Raw genomic sequence first — 21,033 nt, forward strand, 5'->3', positions numbered from 1 at the left:
GTCCGTTTCACACCTTGTCCCATCGGGTTCTCCATTTATTGGGGGGAAAGGTGTAAACCATATTCAGGACGGGACAGCAGGCAAAAAAAGGGTGGGGAGGCATGCCAGCGTGGTGTCTCCCCCGGTTTTGTTGGCTATCCGCCGGGCGCGCGATGGTCAGATACCAGGGAGCGGTTGTTGATGTCGATTACCCATTTGTCACTGCAAGATGCCCGTCATCTGCAACTGGCGGCGCAGGGGCTGCTTGCCCCCCGTCGCAGCAAGGCGACCCCGGCTGATCTGCTGGCCACCATTCGCCGCATGGCGCTGCTGCAGATCGATACCATCTCGGTGGTGGCGCGCAGCCCCTATCTGGTGCTCTTTAGCCGCCTTGGCCAGTACGAACCGCGTTGGTTGGAGCAGCTGCTGGCCGACGGCGAGATCTTCGAATATTGGGCTCACGAGGCCTGTTTTGTGCCCCGCGAGGATTACCGGCTGTTGCGCCACCGGATGCTCGATCCCGCCGCCATGGGCTGGAAGTTTTCGGCCAACTGGCTTGCCACCCATCAGCAGGAGATTGGCCAGCTTATCGAGCGCATTCGCCAGCACGGCCCGGTGCGGGCGGCTGACTTTGAACGCACAACCGGCAAGGGGAACGGCTGGTGGGACTGGAAACCGGAGAAGCGTCATCTGGAGGTATTGTTTACCACCGGTCAGCTGATGGTGCGGGAGCGGCGCAACTTTCAGCGGGTCTATGACCTGGCCGAGCGGGTGCTCCCCGAGTGGTGTGATGAGCGGGATCTGCCGAGCATCGAGCAGGCGCAGCGGGATATGGTACGCGCCAGCTGCCGGGCGCTGGGGCTGGTCAAAACTGGCTGGGTGGCGGACTACTATCGGCTGCGACGCGGCAAATACGACGCCTTGCTCCATCAGCTGGCGGACGAGGGGGAGCTGCTGCCGGTACGGGTGGAGGGGTGGCAGCACGGCGCTTTTGTGCACGCCTCGCTGGCCGATGAGCTGGCAAGGGCACAGGCGGGCAACCTCAAGGCAACCCATACCACCGTCTTGTCGCCGTTCGATCCGCTGGTGTGGGATCGCAAGCGAGCCAAGGATCTGTTCAACTTCGACTATCGCATCGAGTGCTATACCCCGGCCCCCAAGCGCCAATACGGTTACTTCGTGTTGCCCTTGCTCCATCGCGGCAAGCTGGTGGGCAGGATGGATGCCAAGGCCCATCGTCAGCAGGGGATCTTCGAGATCAAGAGCCTCTATCTGGAAGCCGGGGTGAGAGTGACCCGTACGCTTGCACAGGATCTGGCGAAAGCCCTGCAAAAGCTGGCTGACTGGCACCAGACCCCGCAGCTTCGTTATGGTGCCATTCCGGCCAATTTGCTGACGTTGTGGCATGAAAGCGCCCCTGCAAAGTGAGATCTATCCCTTCTGGGCTAAGCTGCAAGAGGGATAAACAGTTCGGGAGCGGGAGATGAAACGAGCGGCAACATGGTGGGCGGGATTGGCGATGGCCATCTTGTCCCCCGCGCTATGGGGGCAAGAGCCGCCAGTGAAGATCTGTCTGGGGGAGGGCAACGAATGGGCCCCCTTTACCTACTGGGAGCGCAAGGACGGTGTGCCCGATACCAGCCGCCTGACAGGTTCGGCGACGACGCTGGTGCTCGATGCATTGCAACAGAGCGGGCTCTCGCACCAGATCCGCTATCTGCCCTGGGCGCGGGTGCAGCAGGAGCTGGCGGATTATCGCCAGAATGGTCTGTGCGAGCTGACTTGGGATGCCAGCTACAAGCCGGAGCGGGCCGAGTTTGCCTTCTACAGCGTTCCCCTCTACTACACCCACCTCGGTTTCTTCTATCTCAAGCGCCGCTACCCCGAACCGCCGGATCTGCAGACGGTCAATCGCTCCCGGGTATGCGGGGTGATTGGCTACAACTACACCCCCTACAGGCTTGCTCAGGAGCCACGCCGGGTCAAGCAGTTGCAGCAGGCGCTCGATATGCTGGAGCGGGATCGCTGCGACTTTGTGCCGAGCGAAATCGAACCTCTGGTGGCAGGCATCAGCCTTGGCATCTACCGCAGCGAGAGCGGGTTGCTCAATCTCGCTCTGCCCAGCCGCAAGGGATTCTATCTGCTGGTGAGCAAGGGCTCCCCCCGCGGTCACCAGCTGGTGAACATCCTCAATCAGTCGCTGGTGGTATTTCAGGAAGGGGGGCATACGGATGAGGTGATGCGCCGCTTCTTGCCGCCGATGGAGTAATAGCGAAGGGGGGCTGTCATTCTGGGGGGCTGATACACAGAGGGCCAGCCGGTGCAAACCGGCTGGCCATTTTTTACGTGAGAGGCTGTCAGGCCGCCAGACGGGTCAGTACCTTCACCAGCAGCTCGATGCGCGGGGCAATGCTGGCCAGATCCAGATACTCCTCGTCACTGTGGAAACCGGCACCGATGGGGCCCAGACCATCCAGAGTGGGGATGCCGAGGGCGGCGGTCAGGTTGGCATCGGAGCCGCCACCTACCTCCTGCCAGCTGATTGGCAGTCCCAGTTCGGCGCCACACTCTTCCACCAGCTGCATCAGCGCCTGAGTACCCTCTGACGGCACCATGGCCGGTTTGTGGGCCTCGCGGGTCAGCTGGATGGTGACACCATCCAGATGCGGCCGCTCGGCCAGGGTCAGCAGATGATCGTCGATCTGGTGGTACTCCTGATTGTCCCAGAAACGGACGTCTACCACAGCGCTGGCATGGGCCGGCACTATGTTGGCGCCATTGCCCCCCTCGACAATGCCGATGTTGAGGGTGGTGCCGCTCTCGAAGTTGGTCAGGGCGTTGATGGCCAGGATCCAGTGGCCCAGCTCGGTGATGGCGCTGCGCCCCTTCTGTGGTTCGTTGCCCGCGTGAGCAGCCTTGCCGGTGAAGTCGATGCGATAACGGGCCATCCCCTTGCGCGCCTTGACCAGCGAGCCATCGGCGCGGGCCGCTTCGGCCACCAGCACCTGTTTTGCCTGTTTGGCCACCGTTGCCAGCCAGTCGCTGGAGTGGAGGGAGCCGATCTCCTCATCCGGGTTCATGCAGACGCAGATGCTCAGGCGATCGCGCACCTCGCGGGGCAGTTCACGCAGGGCATAGACGATGTTGAGCAGGCCGGATTTCATGTCGGAGACACCGGGGCCGTAAGCGCGCTCACCATCGATGCTCATCGGGCGGGCAGCGGCGGTACCGAGGGGGAAGACGGTATCCATATGGCCGATCAGCATTACATCGATCTGCGCCGCATCAGGCTGGTTGCGGATCTCCAGTCCCACCCCGGCTGCGCCACAGTCGACCCGCTTGATCTGCCAGCCGCCCATCGCCTCATATTTGGCAGCCATCAGGTCGGCCACTGCCGCAATGCCCGGCTGGTGCAGGGATCCGCAATCCAGATTGATCAGCGGGGCCAGTTCGGTCAGGTATTGATCCAGAGAAAAAGTCATTGCTTGCTCCACTATCAGGTTCGGGTCAGAGAAGGATGTTCATCACCAGCATGGCGCCGAAGGCGTTGAGTACCGAGATGGCGACCATGATGGGGATGTAACGCCCTTCGGTACCGATGCAGCCGAGGATGCGGCCCATGTACTGCACCTGGGAGCCCATCAGGTAGATGGCTGGCGCCAGAATGGCGATGTGGGTGCCGTTGAGGATCCCCTGATCGAACAGGGTGATGACCACACCGACTGCACCGCCCATCGACATCCAGGCGCCGATCAGCACGGCTGCCGCCTCACCGGGCAACCCGAAGATGGCCATGACGGGGGAGAAAATGGCGCCCATGGCATCCAGCGCGCCGGTGATCTGCAGCGCCTTGATGATGACAAAGGCCATCAGTACGTTGGGAACGGTGGAGGTGGTGGCGATGACCCAGCCCTTCTTGGCCCCTTCGACGAAGATATCGGTGACGATGGGTTTCTTGATGTTGGCCTGGCTCATTTGGCTTGCTCCTGAGTGTTGAGGGTCTGCTGGGTGTTGTTATCGGTCTGCTTGCCTTCGCTCATATTGAGGTAGACCCGAAACAGGTTGGCCCCGACAAATTTGAAGGCGAACATCACGATGACAGCCAGACCGATGGAGGAGCTGACCGCCGGGCTGCCATCTGCCAGTGTCAGGGTGAACAGCACGGCGCCGGAGGAGAAGAAGTTGACGATGGTGGCACCAGCGGAGAACTGGAACATGGTGAATACGTCGGTTTCACGCTTGGTGATGAGCCCTTCATCCTTGAGCTGACGGGTCATGGCGGCACCGGCATCGGTACTCTGCAGGGAGGCGATAAGGGCGAGGCCGGTGTTGCCCGGGATCCCCATCAGCGGACGCAGCAGCGGGGTCAGCAACTTGCGGGCCGCTTCCAGCGCGCCGTAGTGCTCCAGCACATTGATCATGCCGAGGGCAAACATCACGGTGGGGATCAGGGTCAGGGCGAACAGAAAGCCATCTCGCGCCCCGTTGCCCCCCTTGCCGCGCATGTCGGTCATGGCGGTCTTGATACCGTCACCATTCTCGCTGACGCTCTGGACCATGGTACCGAACGAACCGTTCAGCGTGGTGAAATCGAATACCCCGTACCACTCGCCGGATTGCAACAGTCCGGAGAAGAAGACCACGGCGAAGGCCAGTGCCAGGTAACTGCCTAGGCTCACCGAGCGTGTTTTGTCTGTCATTAGCTAGCTCCATATGAATAATTATTTAATCTGAATAATTATAATTGATATGAATGTCACTAAATTGATGGTGGTCAAAATGGTTTGCTACAAATGACGAATGTATTGGGGTTATGTGACTATGATCGCCATATGCTTGGACGATAATCTGGTTTTTATCGAATTGTTTGAGTGAATAAAAAGCAGGGGCGGGATAGCGGGGCAATAAAAAACCGGGCACGAGGCCCGGTTTGGTCAATCAGTCAGATGTGATTACTGGAGTACCAGTACCATCAGCAGGCCGACGGTAATGGCAGATACCAGGAAGGCAAAGCCATAGAACACATAGTGGTGCAGCTTGGTGGTGTGGATCCCCAGATCGTGCAGACCGTGGTAGATACGGTGCATACCGTGCCAGACTGGCAGGGCGATGATCACCAGCAGGATGCAGGCACCCCACCAGGAGCTGGCGAACGCGTGCACGCGGTCATAGCTCATGGTTTCCACGTCCATGATGCCCATGGGCACCAGCAGACCGGTGATGAGGACAATGACCGGCAGCAGCATGGCAACGACCATGCCACCCGCACCAAACAGACCCCAGTAAATTGGTTCGTCAGAACGTCTCATTGTTTTCTCCTCAGGCCACGATGATCAGGACAAGCAGGGACACCACCGCCAGCGCCACATACTGGGCGAGAACGATCGGCTTCTCCGGTACCAGGTCTTCACCACGGAAGATGCGCATGGCTTTCGGCGCCAGGGCGAACCAGGTTTTGGCATGGAACAGGCACGCCGCCAGAGCGACGACATGGAACAGGATGGCGATCGGGCTTTGCAGGGATTCCAGCCAGCCGTTGAACGCTTCCTGACCCTGAACCAGGCGCATCAGGCCCCACATCAGCACAACGGCGTAGATGGAGACGAAGATACTGGTGCCTTCACGGATCATGTAACCGGTGTAGAAGGCGTTCTTCAGCCACCAGTCTTTCTTCATTTCGCGGACGTAAGGTTTACGTTTGCTATCAGTGTTGTTCATGGTCTCAATCCTGCTCTCAATCTGGCTTGAACATGGCGATCATGTAGTCCTTGGCGCTTTCGACCTTGCCAAGCTGGATGGCCGCCGCCGGATCGACGCCCTTGGGGCACACTTCGGAGCAGTAGCCCACGAAGGTACAGCCCCAGACGCCTTCGTCCTGGCTGATGATGCGCATACGCTCTTTGGCACCAGCATCACGGTTGTCGACGTTGTAGCGATAGGCCAGAGCCAGTGCCGCCGGGCCGGTGAACTTCTTGTTGATGCCGTACTGCGGGCAGGCCGCGTAGCAGAGACCACAGTTGATGCACTGGGAGAACTGCTTGTACTGCGCCATCTGGGCCGGAGTCTGGATGTACTCGCCATCACACAGGCTGCGCGGCTCGCTCGGGATGATGTACGGCTTGATGCTCTCCAGCTTCTCGATGAAGTCGGACATGTCCACCACCAGATCGCGCTCGATCGGGAAGTTGTTGAGCGGCTCGACGGTCATCTTGCCCGGCAGGTAGTCGCGCAGGAACGCCTTGCAACCCAGCTTGGGCACACCGTTGACCATCATGCCGCAAGAGCCGCAGATCGCCATCCGGCAGGACCAGCGGAAGCTCAGGGTAGAGTCCAGGTGATCCTTGATGTACTGCAGGGCGTCCAGCAGAGACATCTCTCTCTGGTATGGCACCTGGAAGGTTTGCATCCAGGGCTCGTTATCCTGTTCCGGACGGTAGCGCAGGATCTCAATTTCAATCATCTCAGCCATTCTTCTTAGCCTCGTCTTGTTTCTCACCCTCGGAGCCGTACACGCGTTTTGCCGGCTGGGACTTAGTGATCTTCACATCGGAGTAATCGATGGAGGGCGTTTCGCCATTTTTGTAGAACGAAAGCGTGTGCTTGAGGAAGTTCACGTCATCGCGCTCTTCGTAACCATCCAGACGCTGGTGGGAACCGCGGGACTCTTTACGATTGATGGCGGAGTGCGCCATGGCTTCAGCCACGTCCAGCATGTAACCCAGTTCGATGGCGTACAGCAGATCGGTGTTGAAGACAGAGGACTTGTCGTTGATCTTGACCTTCTTGTAACGGGCTTTCAGCTCGTTGATCTTGTCGATGGTGCCCTGCATCAGCTCTTCGGTACGGTAGATACCGACACCGGCTTCCATGGACATGCCCAGCTCGTTGCGGATATCGGCCGGGTTTTCGGTACCGTCTATGTCCATCAGGGAGAGGTGCTGCTTGATGAGCGCCTCGGCTTTGGCGGCCAGGGCTTCGGTGTTGCCATGCTTCTGAGTCTTGGCAAATTCACCTGCCTGCTCACCGGCCAGCTTGCCGAATACCACGATCTCGGACAGGGAGTTGGAACCCAGACGGTTGGCACCGTGCAGACCGACGGAGGCACATTCGCCCGCGGCGTAGAGGCCGGGCAGACGGGTGGCACACTTGTTGTCAGTCTCGATACCACCCATGGTGTAGTGGGCAGTCGGACGTACCGGGATAGGCTCTTTGGCCGGATCCACGTTGACGTAGGCTTTGGCCAGTTCGCAGATGAACGGCAGACGCTCTTTCAGGTACTTCTCGCCAAGGTGACGCAGGTCGAGGTGAACCACATCGCCCATCGGGCCCTGAATGACGCGGCCTTTCTGCTGCTCTTGCCAGAATGCCTGGGAAACGCGGTCGCGCGGACCCAGCTCCATGTATTTGCTCTTCGGCTGGCCGATCGGCGTTTCCGGGCCCAAGCCGTAGTCTTGCAGGTAGCGGTAGCCATCCTTGTTCAGCAGGACGCCACCCTCACCACGACAACCTTCGGTCATCAGGATGCCGGTGCCCGGCAGACCGGTCGGGTGATACTGGACGAATTCCATATCACGCAGCGGTACGCCGTGACGGTAGGCCAGTGCCATGCCGTCGCCGGTGACGATGCCACCGTTGGTGTTGTAGCGATAGACACGGCCAGCGCCGCCGGTTGCCACGATCACGGATTTGGCCTGGATGAAGCGGGTGATACCGTTCTGGATGTCGAAGGTCAGTACGCCCTGAACGCGGCCGTCGTCCACGATCAGATCAAGGCAGAAATGCTCGTCGAAGCGCTTGATGCTCGGGTATTTGACGGAGGTCTGGAACAGGGTGTGCAGAATATGGAAACCTGACTTGTCTGCGGCGAACCAGGTACGCGGAACCTTCATGCCACCAAACGGACGCACGTTGGCTTTGCCATCCGGCTTGCGGCTCCAGGGGCAACCCCAGTGCTCCAGCTGGATCATCTCTTTGGTTGCGTTGTTGACGAAGTATTCCACTACGTCCTGCTCGCACAGCCAGTCACCACCGGAGACGGTGTCGTTGAAGTGGTTGTCGAGGGAGTCGTCATCACGGACGACACCGGCGGCGCCGCCTTCGGCAGCAACCGTGTGGCTGCGCATCGGGTAAACCTTGGAAATCAGGGCGATGTCCAGGTCTGGCTGTGATTCGGCTATAGCGATAGCGGCGCGTAAGCCGGTACCGCCAGCACCGATGATGGCCACATCGGTCTTGATAATATCCACATCTGCCTCCTTAGGGATAGATTTGCTGGGCACGATTTTGCTCTATGAAAAAAATTCAGGCTTGATGCAAGTCAAACTGCTAGGTTTTATTCCCTTTTTATTGGTTATTTTTCTATAAAACACCCAAATCCCTGGATGAAAATGTCGTTATTATCGTCATTTTTTGGTGTTACTGAGCAGTTGAACACCTAGCTACGAGTACTTTAACTTCTGGATTGTACGTAGTTTTCTTTCAATAAAATGCGAATCACCTCTCTTTTTAGGTACTCGCGAAAAAAATTTTAAGTTTTTTATTGTAATTTTTTAATGAGAATTATTGGCATTCATCTATTCGGATAGAAATAGGTAATCCGAAATGCGGCGGTGACCACGGCGGTGATCTGATAATTCCAGACGAATCACAAGGATTTCAAGGCGGGGTATTTGATGGGTAATGTGAGATTACTCACTGAAAATTAAGCGCTATTTAGAAAAATAAAAGGGGCCTGTACGGCCCCTTTTGCTCATGCTCAAATGCGGAACATGCCGACCTGATTGCTCAGTTCACCCGAAATATTTTTAAGTTGTTCAGAGAGATGGCGTGAGCTGTCTGCATCCACTGCCAGTTCGTCGGAGACATCTTTCACTGCCTGAATGTTGCGACTTACCTCATCGGTGACGGCCCGCTGCTCTTCAGCCGCGCTGGAGATCTGGGTCGCCATGTCGGAGATCTGGTTGATCGAGGTGGTGATCTGCTCCAGCGCGTGGGTGGCGTTGTTGGCGTCATCCACGCTGTTCTGGGCCAGCAGCTGGCCTTCGTGCATGGTGCTGACCGCTCCCTGGGTATTGCGTTGCAGGGTTTCGATCATATTGCGGATCTCGACGGTGGAGCTGTGGGTACGCTGTGACAGGACGCGCACCTCGTCGGCTACCACCGCAAAGCCGCGGCCCTGTTCACCGGCACGTGCCGCTTCGATGGCGGCGTTGAGTGCCAGCAGGTTGGTCTGCTCGGCGATGCCCTGAATGGTGGAGAGGATGGTGTTGATCTCCTGAGCGTTTTTCTCCAGTTCCTGAATGATGTTGGAGGCCTGTTCCACCTGGGTGGCCAGATCGGTGATGGAGCGCTGGTTGCGGGCGATCACCTGCTTGCCATGCTCGCAACTGCTGGTGGAGCTGCGGGCCGCTTCGGCGGTCTGCTCCGCGTTGCTGGCAACCTCGACTGCGGTGGCCGACATCTCGTGTACCGCAGTGGCGATCTGGGAGATCTCGTTTTGCTGGCGTGCCAGACCCTGATTGGCCTTCTCCGCCATGCTGTGGGACGACTTGGCCTGCTGGTTGAGCTGGCCGGAGGAGTTGGAGATATCCTGCACCATCACATGGATCCGCTCGATGAAGGTGTTGACGTGTTTGGCAACCGCGCCTACTTCATCCTCACGTTCAATCTTGATGCGGCGGGTCAGATCACCGTTGCCGCGTGAGAGATCGGCAATCGCTTCGCCCAGGGTTTTCAGGGGGGCCAGCGAGCCGTTGATGGCGACATAGGAGAAGCCAGCCACGATCAGTATGGTGATAAGCCCCTGGATGAGGGAGGAGGTGACCATGCTGCGCACCGACTGATAGGCGGTTTCCTCATCCACCATCATGCCGTAATACCAGTTGGTATTGGGGATTGCGTTGAAGTCAAAGACCTCTTTCTTGCCACTGATCACCAGCTCGTTGATCATGCCGTCATGGGCGATCTGGTTGATGTAAGAAGCAGTCAATTCAGGGGCCAGTGCGGTGGCAGACTTGAGACTCAACGAGGCATCCGGGTGGGCGATGATGGTGCCATTACTGTCTACCAGAATGGCGTAGGTGCCCTCGGTGGTGACTGCCAGAATATCCGAGATAAGGGCGCTGATGGATACGTCACCGGCGATGACGCCCTGAGTGTTGCCGCGCTGGAACGGCTCGGCAATGGTGACAATCAGTTGTCCGGTAGAGATATCCGCATAAGGGGCAGTAATGACCAGTTTGCCAGCTGCCATTGCATCCTTGTACCAGGGGCGTTGACGGGGGTCATAACCGGCAGGGAGGTTGGTGGGCTTGCTCTGGATCATCTTGCCATCGGCAGTACCGGCATAGACCAGGTCGAATCCACCTGCATTCATGGATTGGGCCAGATGGCTGATGGGTTCATCCTCTTTGGTGAAAGCCTCCTTGGTGGTGCTGACGATGGCGATACGGGAGTCAACCCAGCGGGAGATCCCCTTGACGTTGGCCATGGAGCTTTCGTCGATGATATTCCAGACCAGCCGCTGGGTTTCGCTGCGCAGTTGCGAGGTGTTGTACCAGACCTGTATCCCGGTGATCACCAGAATGATGACCCCGATAGCCAGGACCAGCTTGTTTTTAATCGATAAGTTCATAGTTACATCCTTGTGAGCGTCAGTCTGAGTGTGTGGAAACTGGTTATTGTTATGTGCCTGTTCTTATCGGCTGAAGTTGAACTCTTTGTATCCCGATCAGCTATTTAAAGTTAGTGCCTAAATCAGAGCTTATCCATATGTGTATCCTTGTCAGGTGGCTACAGGAAACGATCTGGACGATTGGTGAAGATTCCATCGACCCCCATGCTGGCTAGTTTTTCATAATCTTCATGATAATCAACGGTATAAACTAGAACCCTTAATCCGCGTTGATGTGCATCTTCCACCAGTATCCGGTCGACAAAATCCACGTCGCAGTTAAGTGACCAGGCCCCCAGCTCATCAGCAAACAGCGCCAGGTTGAGTGGCAGATTGGCGGTCAGGGCGCCGAGGCGGATATCGGGCCGCAAGGCGGCAAATCGGGCCAGCTCCGGGTGATGGAAGGACGAAACCACCCACTGCTCTGGGGTAAAACCAAGCTTGGCCTCTGCCCTTCGGGTCAGGGATGCCACTGCGTCAGCGGTATCGGCACCCTTGAGCTCGATATGCAGCTCGCAGCGTCCGGCGATAATCTCCATCACTTGCCACAGGGTCGGTATCACCTCTCCCTCACCGACATCGAGTTGCTCCAGATAGGCTCGTGATTGTTCAGTCAGCACCCCCTTGCCGTTGGTACAACGCTCCAGCCTCCGATCGTGAAATACCCATAACTCGTCATCTGCTGCCTGTACATCCAGTTCGATGGCACTGACTCCCAGCGTCAGTGCTTTTGCCATCGCCTTGAGGGTGTTTTCCGGTGCCAGACCGCTGGCACCACGGTGGGCAATAATTTGCATGTTCTGCTCCTTGTACCTCGGGGATCAGCCGCGGCTCAGGTGAATGTCGATCTGTTGATGGGGTAGGGGAAGTCCCTGCTGCTGCATCTTCTCCAGCACCAGCGAGTGAACCTCGTGAGTGATGGGCATCCGGTGATCCATGTTGTTGACGTAGAGGCGGATCTCGTAGATCAGCGCCGAGTCGGTGAATTCGATCAGGAATACTTCCGGACTGGGGGTCTCCAGTACCAGAGTAGAGGCATGGATCGCCTCCTCAAGAATACGTTGCACCAGTTTCGGATCACGGGTCAGACCGATCCGGATCCGCAGTTTGACCCGGGTTATCGCATCGGAGAGCGACCAGTTGATGAACTGCTCGGTGATAAAGGCCTTGTTGGGCACGATGATCTCCTTGCGATCCCAATCCACTATGGTGGTCGCCCGGGTTTTGATCTTGGTTACGGTGCCGGTGAGATCGCGAATAGTAACAGTGTCACCGAGCCGGATTGGTTTCTCGAACAGGATGATGAGGCCGGAAACAAAGTTGGCGAAGATCTCCTGCAGGCCGAAACCCAGCCCTACCGAGAGGGCGGCTACTAGCCACTGGGTCTTCGACCAGTCGATACCGAGCATGGAGAAACCGGTGAGGGCGCCAACGAGGATCACCAGATACTTGCTGATCGTGGTGAGTGCAAAGCCGGTACCCGGGGAGAGGCTGAGGTGCTGCAGCAGGGTCAGCTCCATCAGCCCCGGCAGGTTGCGGGCTGTCACCACGGTCAGAATGAAGACGAAGGCGGTCAGCATCAGATCCTGCAAGGTGATGGCCGAGAGCTGCTCGATGCCGCCAATCTTGCTGCTCACCTGCCACACCTCGATATTGCTGAGGAAGCTGAAGGCGGAGTTGAGATCCGACCATTGCACCACCACCAGCATGGTGAAGCCCAGCATCAGCAGGGTGCGCACCAGTCCCAGCGACTGGGCGCTGATGGTATCGAGATCCAGCTCAGTCTCTTCCACCACGTCCGGGGTCTCGGAGCTGAGCTCGTCATGCCCCTCTTCCCGGCCGCGCTGGGCCAGGATCTCAGCCCGCTTGCTCTTGGCGCGCTCGAAGGCTAGGCGGCGGCGCTGGATCAGCATCCAGCGTCTGGCTAGATAGTAGACCAGCAGGCAACCCAGCCCCATCAGCAGGCTAAGCTCCAGCTGGCGCAGCAGGGTGCGCGAGGTATAGAAGTAGCCAAACAGGGCGCCGATCACCGCCAGCAGCGGCGCCAGCATCAGGCTGTTCCAGATGAAGTGGTGCAGCAGATGGGGCTTGGTCATATCGGTCTGGCCCCAGGTGAGTGGCAGCCGCTCCCGGTTGAGGCGGGCAAAGAAGAGCAGCAGCCAGAGTGCACCGATCATGAAGGCCATCCGGCCGAGGGAGTCGTAGAAGGCGTGCTCCTGATAGCTGTTGGCCATCCCCTGCACAAAGAAACTCGGGATCAGCACCAGCAGCAGGGTGCGAAACTGCCCCCATACCTTTTGCACCTGTTCCCGGGGCCAGCGGAAGTGGTGGATCAAAATCCCCCGCTCCAGCGTCAGATGGCGGGCCATCACCAGCGCCAGCAGCAGAAACCAGATCTCGCCAAGACCGCGCGCCACCGCCACCGCAAACGGGTATTGCCAGGCCCCTTCGAGCAGGCCGCGCACCATCAGTACCATGGCGGGCAAGGGGAGGGCGGCAAGCAGGGAGCGCAGCAGCAAGCGGCTGGTGAGGCTGAATTTGTCCTGAGTTACCTTGCCGATCCGCGGCGCAATATGGTCGCAATAGAGGCTCAGGTGACGGGCCAGCTTGAACCAGCTCCAGGCCAGCACCAGCAGCCCAATACTGGCCAGCGTGAGGCTCAGCGGGCTGTTTTCGACGATGGCGTAGGGCAGTTGCAACCAGTTGTCCGGGTTGAAGGCCAGGGTCAGCGCGGCAGGAATACCGAGCATCACCTGTGGGGTAAAGGGGCGCACATCCGGCATCCAGAACAGGTGGCTGGCGCTTATTTCGCGGATCTCGTCGATCTTGCTGTTCTGGCGGCTGTAGAGCAGCTTGAGACGGGTCTGCTCCTGAATGAGGGTATCGGAGGCGTCGTTGAGCCGGGTCAGCAGCTGGCGCCGGGCCTTGAGCAGGTTGTCGAGCACAGCTTGCTGCGGCCGATCCAGCGTCACATCCTCTTCGGCCATCAGCTTGTCGCGCAGCTGGCGGGTATCCTTGAGCCCATCCTGCTCGCTCTCGTACTGGTACTTGGCCATGCGGGCGCTGACGATGGCGGACTCCAGCTTGTCGAGGGGGAACTGGGGAGGAAGATCGGAGAGTTTGCTGCGCAGGTTCTCGCCGTAGGCATTACTGATCTGCAGCCACTCCAGCTGTTCGCGTACCGAGTTGACCAGCTCATTCAGTTCAAACAAATTCTTGTCGACGCTGCGCTGCTCGTCCTGCACCCGCTCAATTTGATCTTCCAGTGTGCCGAGCTGGATGGAGAGCGCCTGATTCTGCTGTTGCTGCTCCAGCAGCAGCGGCATGTCGGTGGTGAGCTGCTTGCGCAGCCGTTCGCTCTCCTCCAGCGCCTGCTCGGTCTTCTCCCGCCGCAGCTGGTTCTGCTGGGTCAGCAGGCTGGCTTGCCACTCATCCTCGTCGGCGATGGCCAGATTGAGCTCCTGTAGTTTCAGCTTGCCGAGATCGTTGCGCTGCTGGGCAGAGAGCTGCTCCAGCTCCAGCATCTGGATCCGGTCGGAGAGGCTCTGCTCTTTCATTCTGGTCAGCAGCAGCTGTGCCTCCTGCTGGCGATCCGATTCGCTGCTGAAGCTCAGTCGCTCCAGCTGGCTGCGGGTCAGTTGCAGCTGTTTGCGCAGATCATCCACCCGCAGGTGATACTCCTGCCCGGTACTCTCTAGCTGGTTGAGGCTATCCATCACCCCCTGCCGCTCCTTGCGCAGGTTGAGCTGGCGGTTGCTGCTCAGGCCTATGGCCTGGCGCAGCGCCTCCTCCTTGAGGCTCGCCAGCGGCGGGCGAGCGGCGGGCTGATAGTTGTGCAGGCTCTCCTTGAGCCGTGCCGACTCCTTGGGGTAATCGATAAGGATCTGCTGATAGGCTTTGCTCTGCTCCCGGTAACGCTCGGCCTCTCTGGCAAATTGCAGCGCCTGCTGGTAGCTCTCCCGCAGCTTCTGGTTTTCCGGGGTATCGCTCTTGGGCACGCTCTGCAACAGGGATTCGGCCTGGGCAATGGCATCGTCGGCGCGCACGGCTGGCGGCAACAAGATAAGGGAGAGCAGCAAGAGGGTGAGCAGGCGTTGCAACATGAGGCTCGTTTCCGTTCAGAAGAGGTGGCCCTAGCCTAAAACAGGGCAGGGAGGCGGGTAAAGCAGTCTATATTAATGATTCATAACACAAATAACAGGAAGTCGTGCTGCCGTTTCGCTATGATCCCGGCCGCTTTCTCTCCACCGAGTCGAATATGTCAGCTGTTGATCTGGGCACAGCCCCGCTATCTCGCCTTTTCTGGCGTTACGTAACCCCGACCGTGGCGGCCATGCTGATCACCGGCATCTATGTCACCATCGATGGCATCTTCGTTGGCCATGTGCTGGGTCAGGATGGCATGGCCGGTCTGATGCTGGCTTATCCCATCTGCGCCGTGCTTTATGCGGTGGGGGCGCTGATCGGCATGGGGGCCTCGTCGCTGGTCTCCTTCTATCTGGGGCAGGGCAACCCGGCCAAAGCCCGCCATATCGTCGGCAATGCCCTGGTGATGGTGTTGCTGGCCTCGGCACTGCTCAGTTTTATCGGGATCCGTTATGGCGAGCCCATGCTGGCCTGGATGGGGGCGGAGGGGGAGATCTTCACCGCCGGGCTCTCCTACCTGCAGGCCTACGCCTGGCTTGGTGTCTTTGCGGTGCTGTCGATGGCGTTCAGCTCGCTGCTGCGCAACGATGGCCGCCCCGGATTTGTCACCCTCATCATGGTGGTCGGGGGGCTGCTCAACGTGCTGCTCGACTATCTGCTGATGGTAGTGTTTCCGTTCGGACTGGCCGGGGTGGCGACCGCCACTATGCTCTCCCAGGCGGTGACGGGCCTTGCCTGCCTGTGGCACTTCTTCACGCCGCGTAGCCAACTGCGGATAAGCTGGGACACCCTGCGCCCCGATCTGCGGCTGATGGGAGAGACGGTGCGCCTCGGGATATCCAGTTTTCTGATGTACCTCTATCTCTCGGTAGTGCTGGCGCTGCACAACAAGGCGTTGCTGGCGGTGGGTACTTCGCTGCATGTGGCGGCCTACGGGGTGATCAGTTACACCGAGGCCTTCTTCTATCTGGTGTTTGAGGGTATCGCCATGGGTATCCAGCCCATCGCCAGCTTTAACGCGGGCGCCGGTCACTGGCGGCGGGTGTTGCGGATCCGCAATCTGGCACTCGGAGTGACGTTGGGGATCGCCCTATCCGCGATGATCCCGCTCTATCTGTGGCCGGAGGCGGCGGTCTATCTGTTTGCCGGGGACAACGCTACCTTGCTGCCGGTGGCGAGCCTCGGGATCTGGCTCTACTTCTGGGGGTTGCCGATGGAGGGCTTGCTGCTGGTGGGGGCCACCTACTTCCAGGCCATCAATCGGGCCCGCATCGCCTCCCTGCTCACCGGTGGCAAGCTGGTGCTGATCGGCGGTTTCTTGTGGGGATTCTCGACCCTGTGGGGCGTGCCCGGGGTCTGGCTGGCATTGCCAACGTGCAGCTCATTGCTGGTGTTGGTGATGTGGCGGGCGATGCGTCGGGAGTCCGGCGCCCACGCGCTGGCCGGATAGGTAATCAGGTTCGACGTGCAGATAGCAGACAGGCAGCCATGGGCTGCCTGTTTTGTTAGAGGATGTTTTGTTAACGGGCTCTGCCGATTCAGGGCTTGAAGGCACCGATAAAGATGGCGGGATCGACCCGGGTGTCGTTGAGGCTGACGTTCCAGTGCATATGGGGGCCGGTAGCGCGGCCGGTCGAACCGACTCGCCCGACGATGCCGCCACGCGGCAGGTTCTGGCCGAGCTTCACATCGATCTTCGACATGTGGCAGAACATGCTGATGAGCCCCTGACCGTGGTCGACAAAGACGGTATTGCCATTGAAGAAGTAGTTACCGATCAGGATCACCTTGCCTGCGGCGGGGGACTTGATCGGGGTGCCGGCGCCGACAGCGAAGTCGAGGCCGGAGTGGGGGTTGCGCTCCTCGCCATTGAAGAAGCGACGCAGGCCAAACGGGCTGGAGAGGGGGCCGTTGACCGGCTTGTCGAACATCAGGTTGCTCGGCTGGTTGGGGCTGAAGGTCTGGTAAGCCCGGGTCTGCTCCGCCAGCTCGCGGTTGATACGTGTCATATCCTCGGCGAGCGGATTGACCTGACGGCTGTTCTTGAGCTTGATGTGCTGCTCGCGGTAGTGCTTGGGGGTCACGGTGAAGCCGAGAATACGGCCATCACCTGTGGTCAGCTGCTGGGCCCCAAGCGGGTTTTTGAGAGAGATGCCGACGATGGCGATCCACTGGTTGTCTTCGCGCACCACCAGCACGGGTTTGTCGTGATAGCGGGCCGTGGGTGCAGTGGCAGATGCGCCAAGAGGGATCACCGCAACGCCACCCGGCACCGGATGGTTGAGCAGGCGACTGATAAAACCCTCGGCCAGGGCTGACTGGCTGGCCAGTAACAACAACAGACAACACACAACTCTCATGACGATACACTCGATGTTAAAACGCCCGGGATGGCGGGATGACAACCCCCTATCCGGCATTCGTCGATCACTAAAGGGTGACCACGACATGCTGGCCATGACAGACGCGGCTGGGGGAGGGAGCAGATTGTGCCTCGTTATGGTCGGGGCAGCCAGAGGCGAGGCGTGGCTGACGCCCCTTTTGTGCATAGCTGCGTCAGGTTTTATGTCGTGGTCGGGTTGCTTCGCCATTGAGTCGCCCCCGCCCTGGCTCTAGAATCGGCTTCCGGCACTGATGCCACCGACACTCCGAGGAGACGATATGAACGGATTACCCCCTTTGCGCACCACACCGGCCCGGTACACGACAGGTCGTGGCTGGCTCTGGGTTCGCAGCGGGTTCGATATCTTCAACAAGGGGATGGGGATCAGCGTGGCCATGGTGCTGGTCTGGTTTATGGTGGGCATGCTGCTGGAGCAACTGCCGGCGGGTGGCCTTATCTCCCAGCTGCTCTACATGGTGTGGGGCGCGGGTTGGGTGGCGGTCGCCGCTCGGGGTTATCGGGGGGAGCCGCTGCAGTTTGCCGATCTCTTCGCCGGTTTTCGCCACAAGTTGACCCCGCTGATGCTAGGCGGTCTGCTGGTGTTGCTGCTGTTTAGCCTGGTTGGCCTTGTCTGTCTCGGTCTGCTCTCCATGTGGGGGCTGCTCCCGCTGCTGACGCAGGATCCCGAGAGCATGGTGGTCTCAGCCAGCCAGTTGCAACAACTGCTGCTGGTGTTGCTGGTGGGGATGCTGCTCATCATTCCTGTGCTGATGGGGGTCACCTTTGCTCCTGCGCTGATCTACCACCACGATATCGGCATCATCCAGGCGGTACGGCTGAGCTTCTTCGGCTGCTGGCGCAATATGTGGCCCTTCTTCTGGTGGGGGCTGCTCTCAGCCATGTTGTTGCTGTTTGGCGCTGTGCTGTTGCTGGTAGGTCTGCTGGTGGTGATCCCGGCGCTCAACTACTCCATCTATGTGGCTTATCGGGATATTTTCCTCGACGAGAGTGCGCAGCCGGAAGCGCCGCACTCAGAACCATTCGGATTTGAAGCCTGATCAAGGGATCAGAGTGAAGAAGGGGCCCGCAGCGGCCCCTTCTTCATGATCGGGTTTGAGGTGTGCTCACTCCTGCCAGATGGGATCCGCCGCCATGCGGGCCAGCAGAAAATCGAGGAAGCTGCGCAGCAGTGGCGACATCTGCTTGCGGGTGGCATATACCCCGTAGACCCCGAGCCGCTTGGGCTGCCAGTCGGTCAGCAGGGGCACCAGTTCCCCGCGCTCCAGATAGGGTTGTGCCGAGTAGCGGGGTTGCAGGCTGATCCCTGCGCCTTCCAGCGTTGCTTCCAGCAGCAGGTTGGAGATATTGGCGCTCAGGTTACCACTGACCGGCACTGACTCGGGACCGTCCGGTCCATTGAACTCCCACAGGCTCTTGCCAAAGTAGGTGTAGGTGAGGCAGTTGTGCAGCGCCAAATCCTGCACCTTGTGTGGCATCGGATGACGGGCCAGATAGGCCGGGCTGGCACAGACTACCGAGTGGCAGGTGCCGAGACGGCGCGCCACCAGATTGGGGTCGAGGTCGTTGGTGATGCGCACCGCCAGATCGATCCGCTCCTCTACCAGATTGACGGTTCTGTCGAGCAGCAGAATGTCGATGGCCGTCCCCGGGTATTGCGCCAGATAGTCGTTGGCAGCCCCGACCAGCAGCGCTTCTGACAGGGAGTAGCTGCTGGTGATCCGCAGTTGTCCCTTGGGGGCGTCATCCCCCTTCACGGCGATCTGCTCCATCTCTTCGCCGAGTGCCAGCATGGCGCGGGCTCGGTTCAGCGCCTCCTCTCCTGGCCCTGTCAGGCTCAGACGACGGGTGGTGCGGTGCAGCAGGCGGGCACCCATCCAGCTCTCCAGCTCGGCCAGATAGCGCGACACCATGGCGCGCGACATATCCAGTTTCTCTCCGGCGCCGCTCAGGCTCCCTTGTTCGACTACGCTGACAAAGACCCGCAAGGCGGTCAGTCGATCCATGTCTGGCTCTCTATATGTTCGATGTGTGCAACAGTGATGCGCTTTTTATGCTGTATTTGCACCTTAAGTGATCCAATACACTGTGTCCATCAAATGAACCCCCGAATACTTAATGAGGAATAGATGATGAACAACACCCTGATCCGCAACCTGACTCTGGCGACCACCCTGCTGAGTGGCGCCGCACTGGCCGCCCCCCTGAGCGTGACCGTCTACAACCCTGGCGAGAAGGCGATCTTCCCGGTCTCCTCCTCACTGGTGACCGGTGACAAAGAGGCCATCCTGATCGATGCCCAATTCGATGTGCAAAATGGTCAGGCGCTGGTCGACATGATCAAGAAGAGTGGCAAGAAGCTGACCACTGTCTATATCAGTGCCGGTGACCCCGACTTCTACTTCGGTCTGGAGCCGGTCATGGCGGCGTTCCCGGATGTCAAAGTGCTGGCCGACCAGCATGTGGTTGACCATATCAACCAGACCAAGGATGCCAAGCTGAGCTACTGGAGCCCGATCCTCGGCAAGGGCGCACCGAAGAGCTTGACCGTGCCGCAAGTGATGACCGCCAGCCACCTGACGCTGGATGGCGAGAAGATTGAAATCAAAGAGATGAATACCCCGAATGCCTACCTCTGGGCCCCTTCCATCAAGACTGCTTTTGGTGGTGTGCCGGTCTACCACGGGGTGCATGTCTGGATGGCGGACAGCCAGACCAAGGCGGCTCGCAGCAACTGGGTCAAGGCGCTGGATAACCTGCTGGCCCTGAAACCCGAGCGCGTGGTACCGGGCCACTTCCTGGGCACGGCTCCCAAAGGCACTGCTGCTGTGAGCTTTACCCGTGACTATGTAGAGCGTTTCGAACAGGAGCTGGCCAAGGCGAAAAACTCCGGTGAGCTGATTGAGGCTCTGAAGAAGGCCTATCCGGCACTGCCGGTTGACGATGGTCTGGCCATCGGTGCCAAGGTCAATACCGGCGAGATGAAGTGGTAAGTCACTGAGCCTGCTTTCCCTGTGTTTTTTTACCGGGCCTAAGGGCCCGGTTTTTTATCCGAGATCGAAGTGAGAATGAAGATGAGCGAACAACAAACCACCCTCCATTATGTCTATGACCCCCTCTGTGGCTGGTGCTACGGTGCCGCCCCCCTGTTGCAGGCGGCAGCAACTATTGCCGGACTCAAGATCGAGCTGCATGCGGGCGGTCTCTGGCTGGGTAGTCGCCGTCAGCCGATGGGCGAGGCATTGCGTGATTATGTGCGCCCCCATGATCAGCGGATCGAAGCGCTGACCGGCCAGCATTTTGGCGAACGCTACTTTAACGAACTGCTGCTGCGGGAAGGCTGTCTGCTGGACTCCGAGCCGCCGATCCGTGCGGTTTTGGCCGTCACGGCGTTGGGGGGCGATGGCCTGGTCATGTTGCACCGGATCCAGCAATCCCACTATCGGGACGGGATCTGGATTGGTGAGCCGGCATTTCTCGCCACGCTGGCGGCAGAGCAGGGGATTGCAGCCGAAGCATTCCAGCAATCCTATCTGCAGGCGCCCTTGCTGCAACATCTGGCAGATAGCCAGGGCTGGATGAAACGGCTGGGCGGTCAGGGTTATCCCACCTTTGGGTTGATGCACAAGGGGCGGGTCACGCCTGTACGGGTTGCCGATTTTCTGGGGGAGCCGGATGCTCTGAGCACGCATCTGCTGGCTCTAATGACATGATGGCTGTTATTTGAACACGAGACCGCTTCAGGAAAGGTGTCCAGGGCCGATAGGCAAACAATCACAGAAACGGTATGAAATCCTTCTGTTTTCCGGGTACAGGCTATGCTCTATATGACCAT

General features: G+C 59.1%; 18 protein-coding genes. 6 read left to right on the top strand and 12 right to left on the bottom strand.

The window, feature by feature from the left end:
- Nucleotides 1-180 precede the first annotated feature (180 nt).
- Entirely contained in the window at nt 181-1,407 is a 1,227-nt protein-coding gene (locus G5137_RS15755) for a winged helix-turn-helix domain-containing protein (RefSeq protein WP_421255644.1), read from the top strand.
- Nucleotides 1,408-1,498: 91 nt separating this feature from the next.
- Nucleotides 1,499-2,248 (top strand): substrate-binding periplasmic protein, encoded by a 750-nt coding sequence (locus tag G5137_RS15760; protein WP_421205255.1) that lies wholly within the window; start codon nt 1,499-1,501, stop codon nt 2,246-2,248.
- Nucleotides 2,249-2,336: 88 nt separating this feature from the next.
- On the opposite strand, the gene G5137_RS15765 is transcribed toward G5137_RS15760, so the two are convergent.
- The 10 genes from G5137_RS15765 to mscM form a co-directional block, all read right to left on the bottom strand.
- Nucleotides 2,337-3,461, bottom strand: coding sequence for a M20 family metallopeptidase (locus tag G5137_RS15765; protein WP_128835120.1), 1,125 nt, complete (start codon nt 3,459-3,461; stop codon nt 2,337-2,339).
- A 25-nt stretch (nt 3,462-3,486) separates the two neighbouring features.
- Nucleotides 3,487-3,954, bottom strand: coding sequence for a YjiG family protein (locus G5137_RS15770; RefSeq protein WP_005335063.1), 468 nt, complete (start codon nt 3,952-3,954; stop codon nt 3,487-3,489).
- Nucleotides 3,951-4,679 carry a nucleoside recognition domain-containing protein gene (locus G5137_RS15775; protein WP_158109835.1) on the bottom strand — a complete coding sequence of 243 codons (729 nt, stop codon included), beginning with the start codon at nt 4,677-4,679 and terminating at the stop codon, nt 3,951-3,953. The genes G5137_RS15770 and G5137_RS15775 overlap by 4 nt, the downstream gene beginning before the upstream one ends.
- A 252-nt stretch (nt 4,680-4,931) precedes the next feature.
- Entirely contained in the window at nt 4,932-5,288 is a 357-nt protein-coding gene (frdD, locus tag G5137_RS15780) for a fumarate reductase subunit FrdD (RefSeq protein ID WP_040066869.1), read from the bottom strand.
- Nucleotides 5,289-5,298: 10 nt separating this feature from the next.
- The gene (locus G5137_RS15785) at nt 5,299-5,697 is read right to left on the bottom strand and encodes a hypothetical protein (protein ID WP_005335058.1); all 399 of its coding nucleotides are present in this window, start codon (nt 5,695-5,697) and stop codon (nt 5,299-5,301) included.
- A 16-nt stretch (nt 5,698-5,713) separates the two neighbouring features.
- A complete protein-coding gene (locus tag G5137_RS15790; protein WP_005335057.1) occupies nt 5,714-6,448 on the bottom strand; it encodes a succinate dehydrogenase/fumarate reductase iron-sulfur subunit in 735 nt (244 codons plus the stop codon).
- A complete protein-coding gene (gene frdA / locus G5137_RS15795; RefSeq protein WP_421255645.1) occupies nt 6,441-8,225 on the bottom strand; it encodes a fumarate reductase (quinol) flavoprotein subunit in 1,785 nt (594 codons plus the stop codon). The genes G5137_RS15790 and frdA overlap by 8 nt, the downstream gene beginning before the upstream one ends.
- 509 nt (nt 8,226-8,734) lie before the next feature.
- On the bottom strand, nt 8,735-10,612 hold the full coding sequence (locus G5137_RS15800; protein ID WP_421208790.1) for a methyl-accepting chemotaxis protein: 1,878 nt from the start codon (nt 10,610-10,612) through the stop codon (nt 8,735-8,737).
- Nucleotides 10,613-10,770: 158 nt separating this feature from the next.
- On the bottom strand, nt 10,771-11,448 hold the full coding sequence (locus G5137_RS15805; protein ID WP_421255646.1) for a glycerophosphodiester phosphodiesterase: 678 nt from the start codon (nt 11,446-11,448) through the stop codon (nt 10,771-10,773).
- A gap of 24 nt (nt 11,449-11,472) precedes the next feature.
- The gene (gene mscM / locus G5137_RS15810) at nt 11,473-14,754 is read right to left on the bottom strand and encodes a miniconductance mechanosensitive channel MscM (RefSeq protein WP_421255647.1); all 3,282 of its coding nucleotides are present in this window, start codon (nt 14,752-14,754) and stop codon (nt 11,473-11,475) included.
- Nucleotides 14,755-14,909: 155 nt separating this feature from the next.
- Here mscM and G5137_RS15815 point away from each other — a divergent pair, with 155 nt between their 5' ends.
- Entirely contained in the window at nt 14,910-16,247 is a 1,338-nt protein-coding gene (locus tag G5137_RS15815) for an MATE family efflux transporter (protein ID WP_421255648.1), read from the top strand.
- Between the two features lie 88 nt (nt 16,248-16,335).
- Here G5137_RS15815 and G5137_RS15820 read toward each other — a convergent pair whose 3' ends face one another.
- Nucleotides 16,336-17,157 carry a peptidoglycan DD-metalloendopeptidase family protein gene (locus G5137_RS15820; protein ID WP_139408095.1) on the bottom strand — a complete coding sequence of 274 codons (822 nt, stop codon included), beginning with the start codon at nt 17,155-17,157 and terminating at the stop codon, nt 16,336-16,338.
- Between the two features lie 301 nt (nt 17,158-17,458).
- Here G5137_RS15820 and G5137_RS15825 point away from each other — a divergent pair, with 301 nt between their 5' ends.
- On the top strand, nt 17,459-18,238 hold the full coding sequence (locus tag G5137_RS15825; RefSeq protein WP_005362278.1) for a BPSS1780 family membrane protein: 780 nt from the start codon (nt 17,459-17,461) through the stop codon (nt 18,236-18,238).
- A gap of 66 nt (nt 18,239-18,304) precedes the next feature.
- On the opposite strand, the gene G5137_RS15830 is transcribed toward G5137_RS15825, so the two are convergent.
- Nucleotides 18,305-19,204, bottom strand: coding sequence for a LysR family transcriptional regulator (locus tag G5137_RS15830; RefSeq protein ID WP_005362277.1), 900 nt, complete (start codon nt 19,202-19,204; stop codon nt 18,305-18,307).
- Nucleotides 19,205-19,330: 126 nt separating this feature from the next.
- Between G5137_RS15830 and G5137_RS15835 the strand changes: the two genes are divergently transcribed.
- A complete protein-coding gene (locus tag G5137_RS15835; protein WP_058055949.1) occupies nt 19,331-20,191 on the top strand; it encodes a Vmh family MBL fold metallo-hydrolase in 861 nt (286 codons plus the stop codon).
- 75 nt (nt 20,192-20,266) lie between these two features.
- Complete coding sequence (locus tag G5137_RS15840; RefSeq protein WP_421255649.1) at nt 20,267-20,911, top strand: DsbA family protein; 645 nt, start codon at nt 20,267-20,269, stop codon at nt 20,909-20,911.
- Nucleotides 20,912-21,033: the final 122 nt, after the last annotated feature.

Source organism: Aeromonas sp. 600282, assembly GCF_049175755.1.
Lineage (GTDB): Bacteria > Pseudomonadota > Gammaproteobacteria > Enterobacterales > Aeromonadaceae > Aeromonas > Aeromonas veronii_A.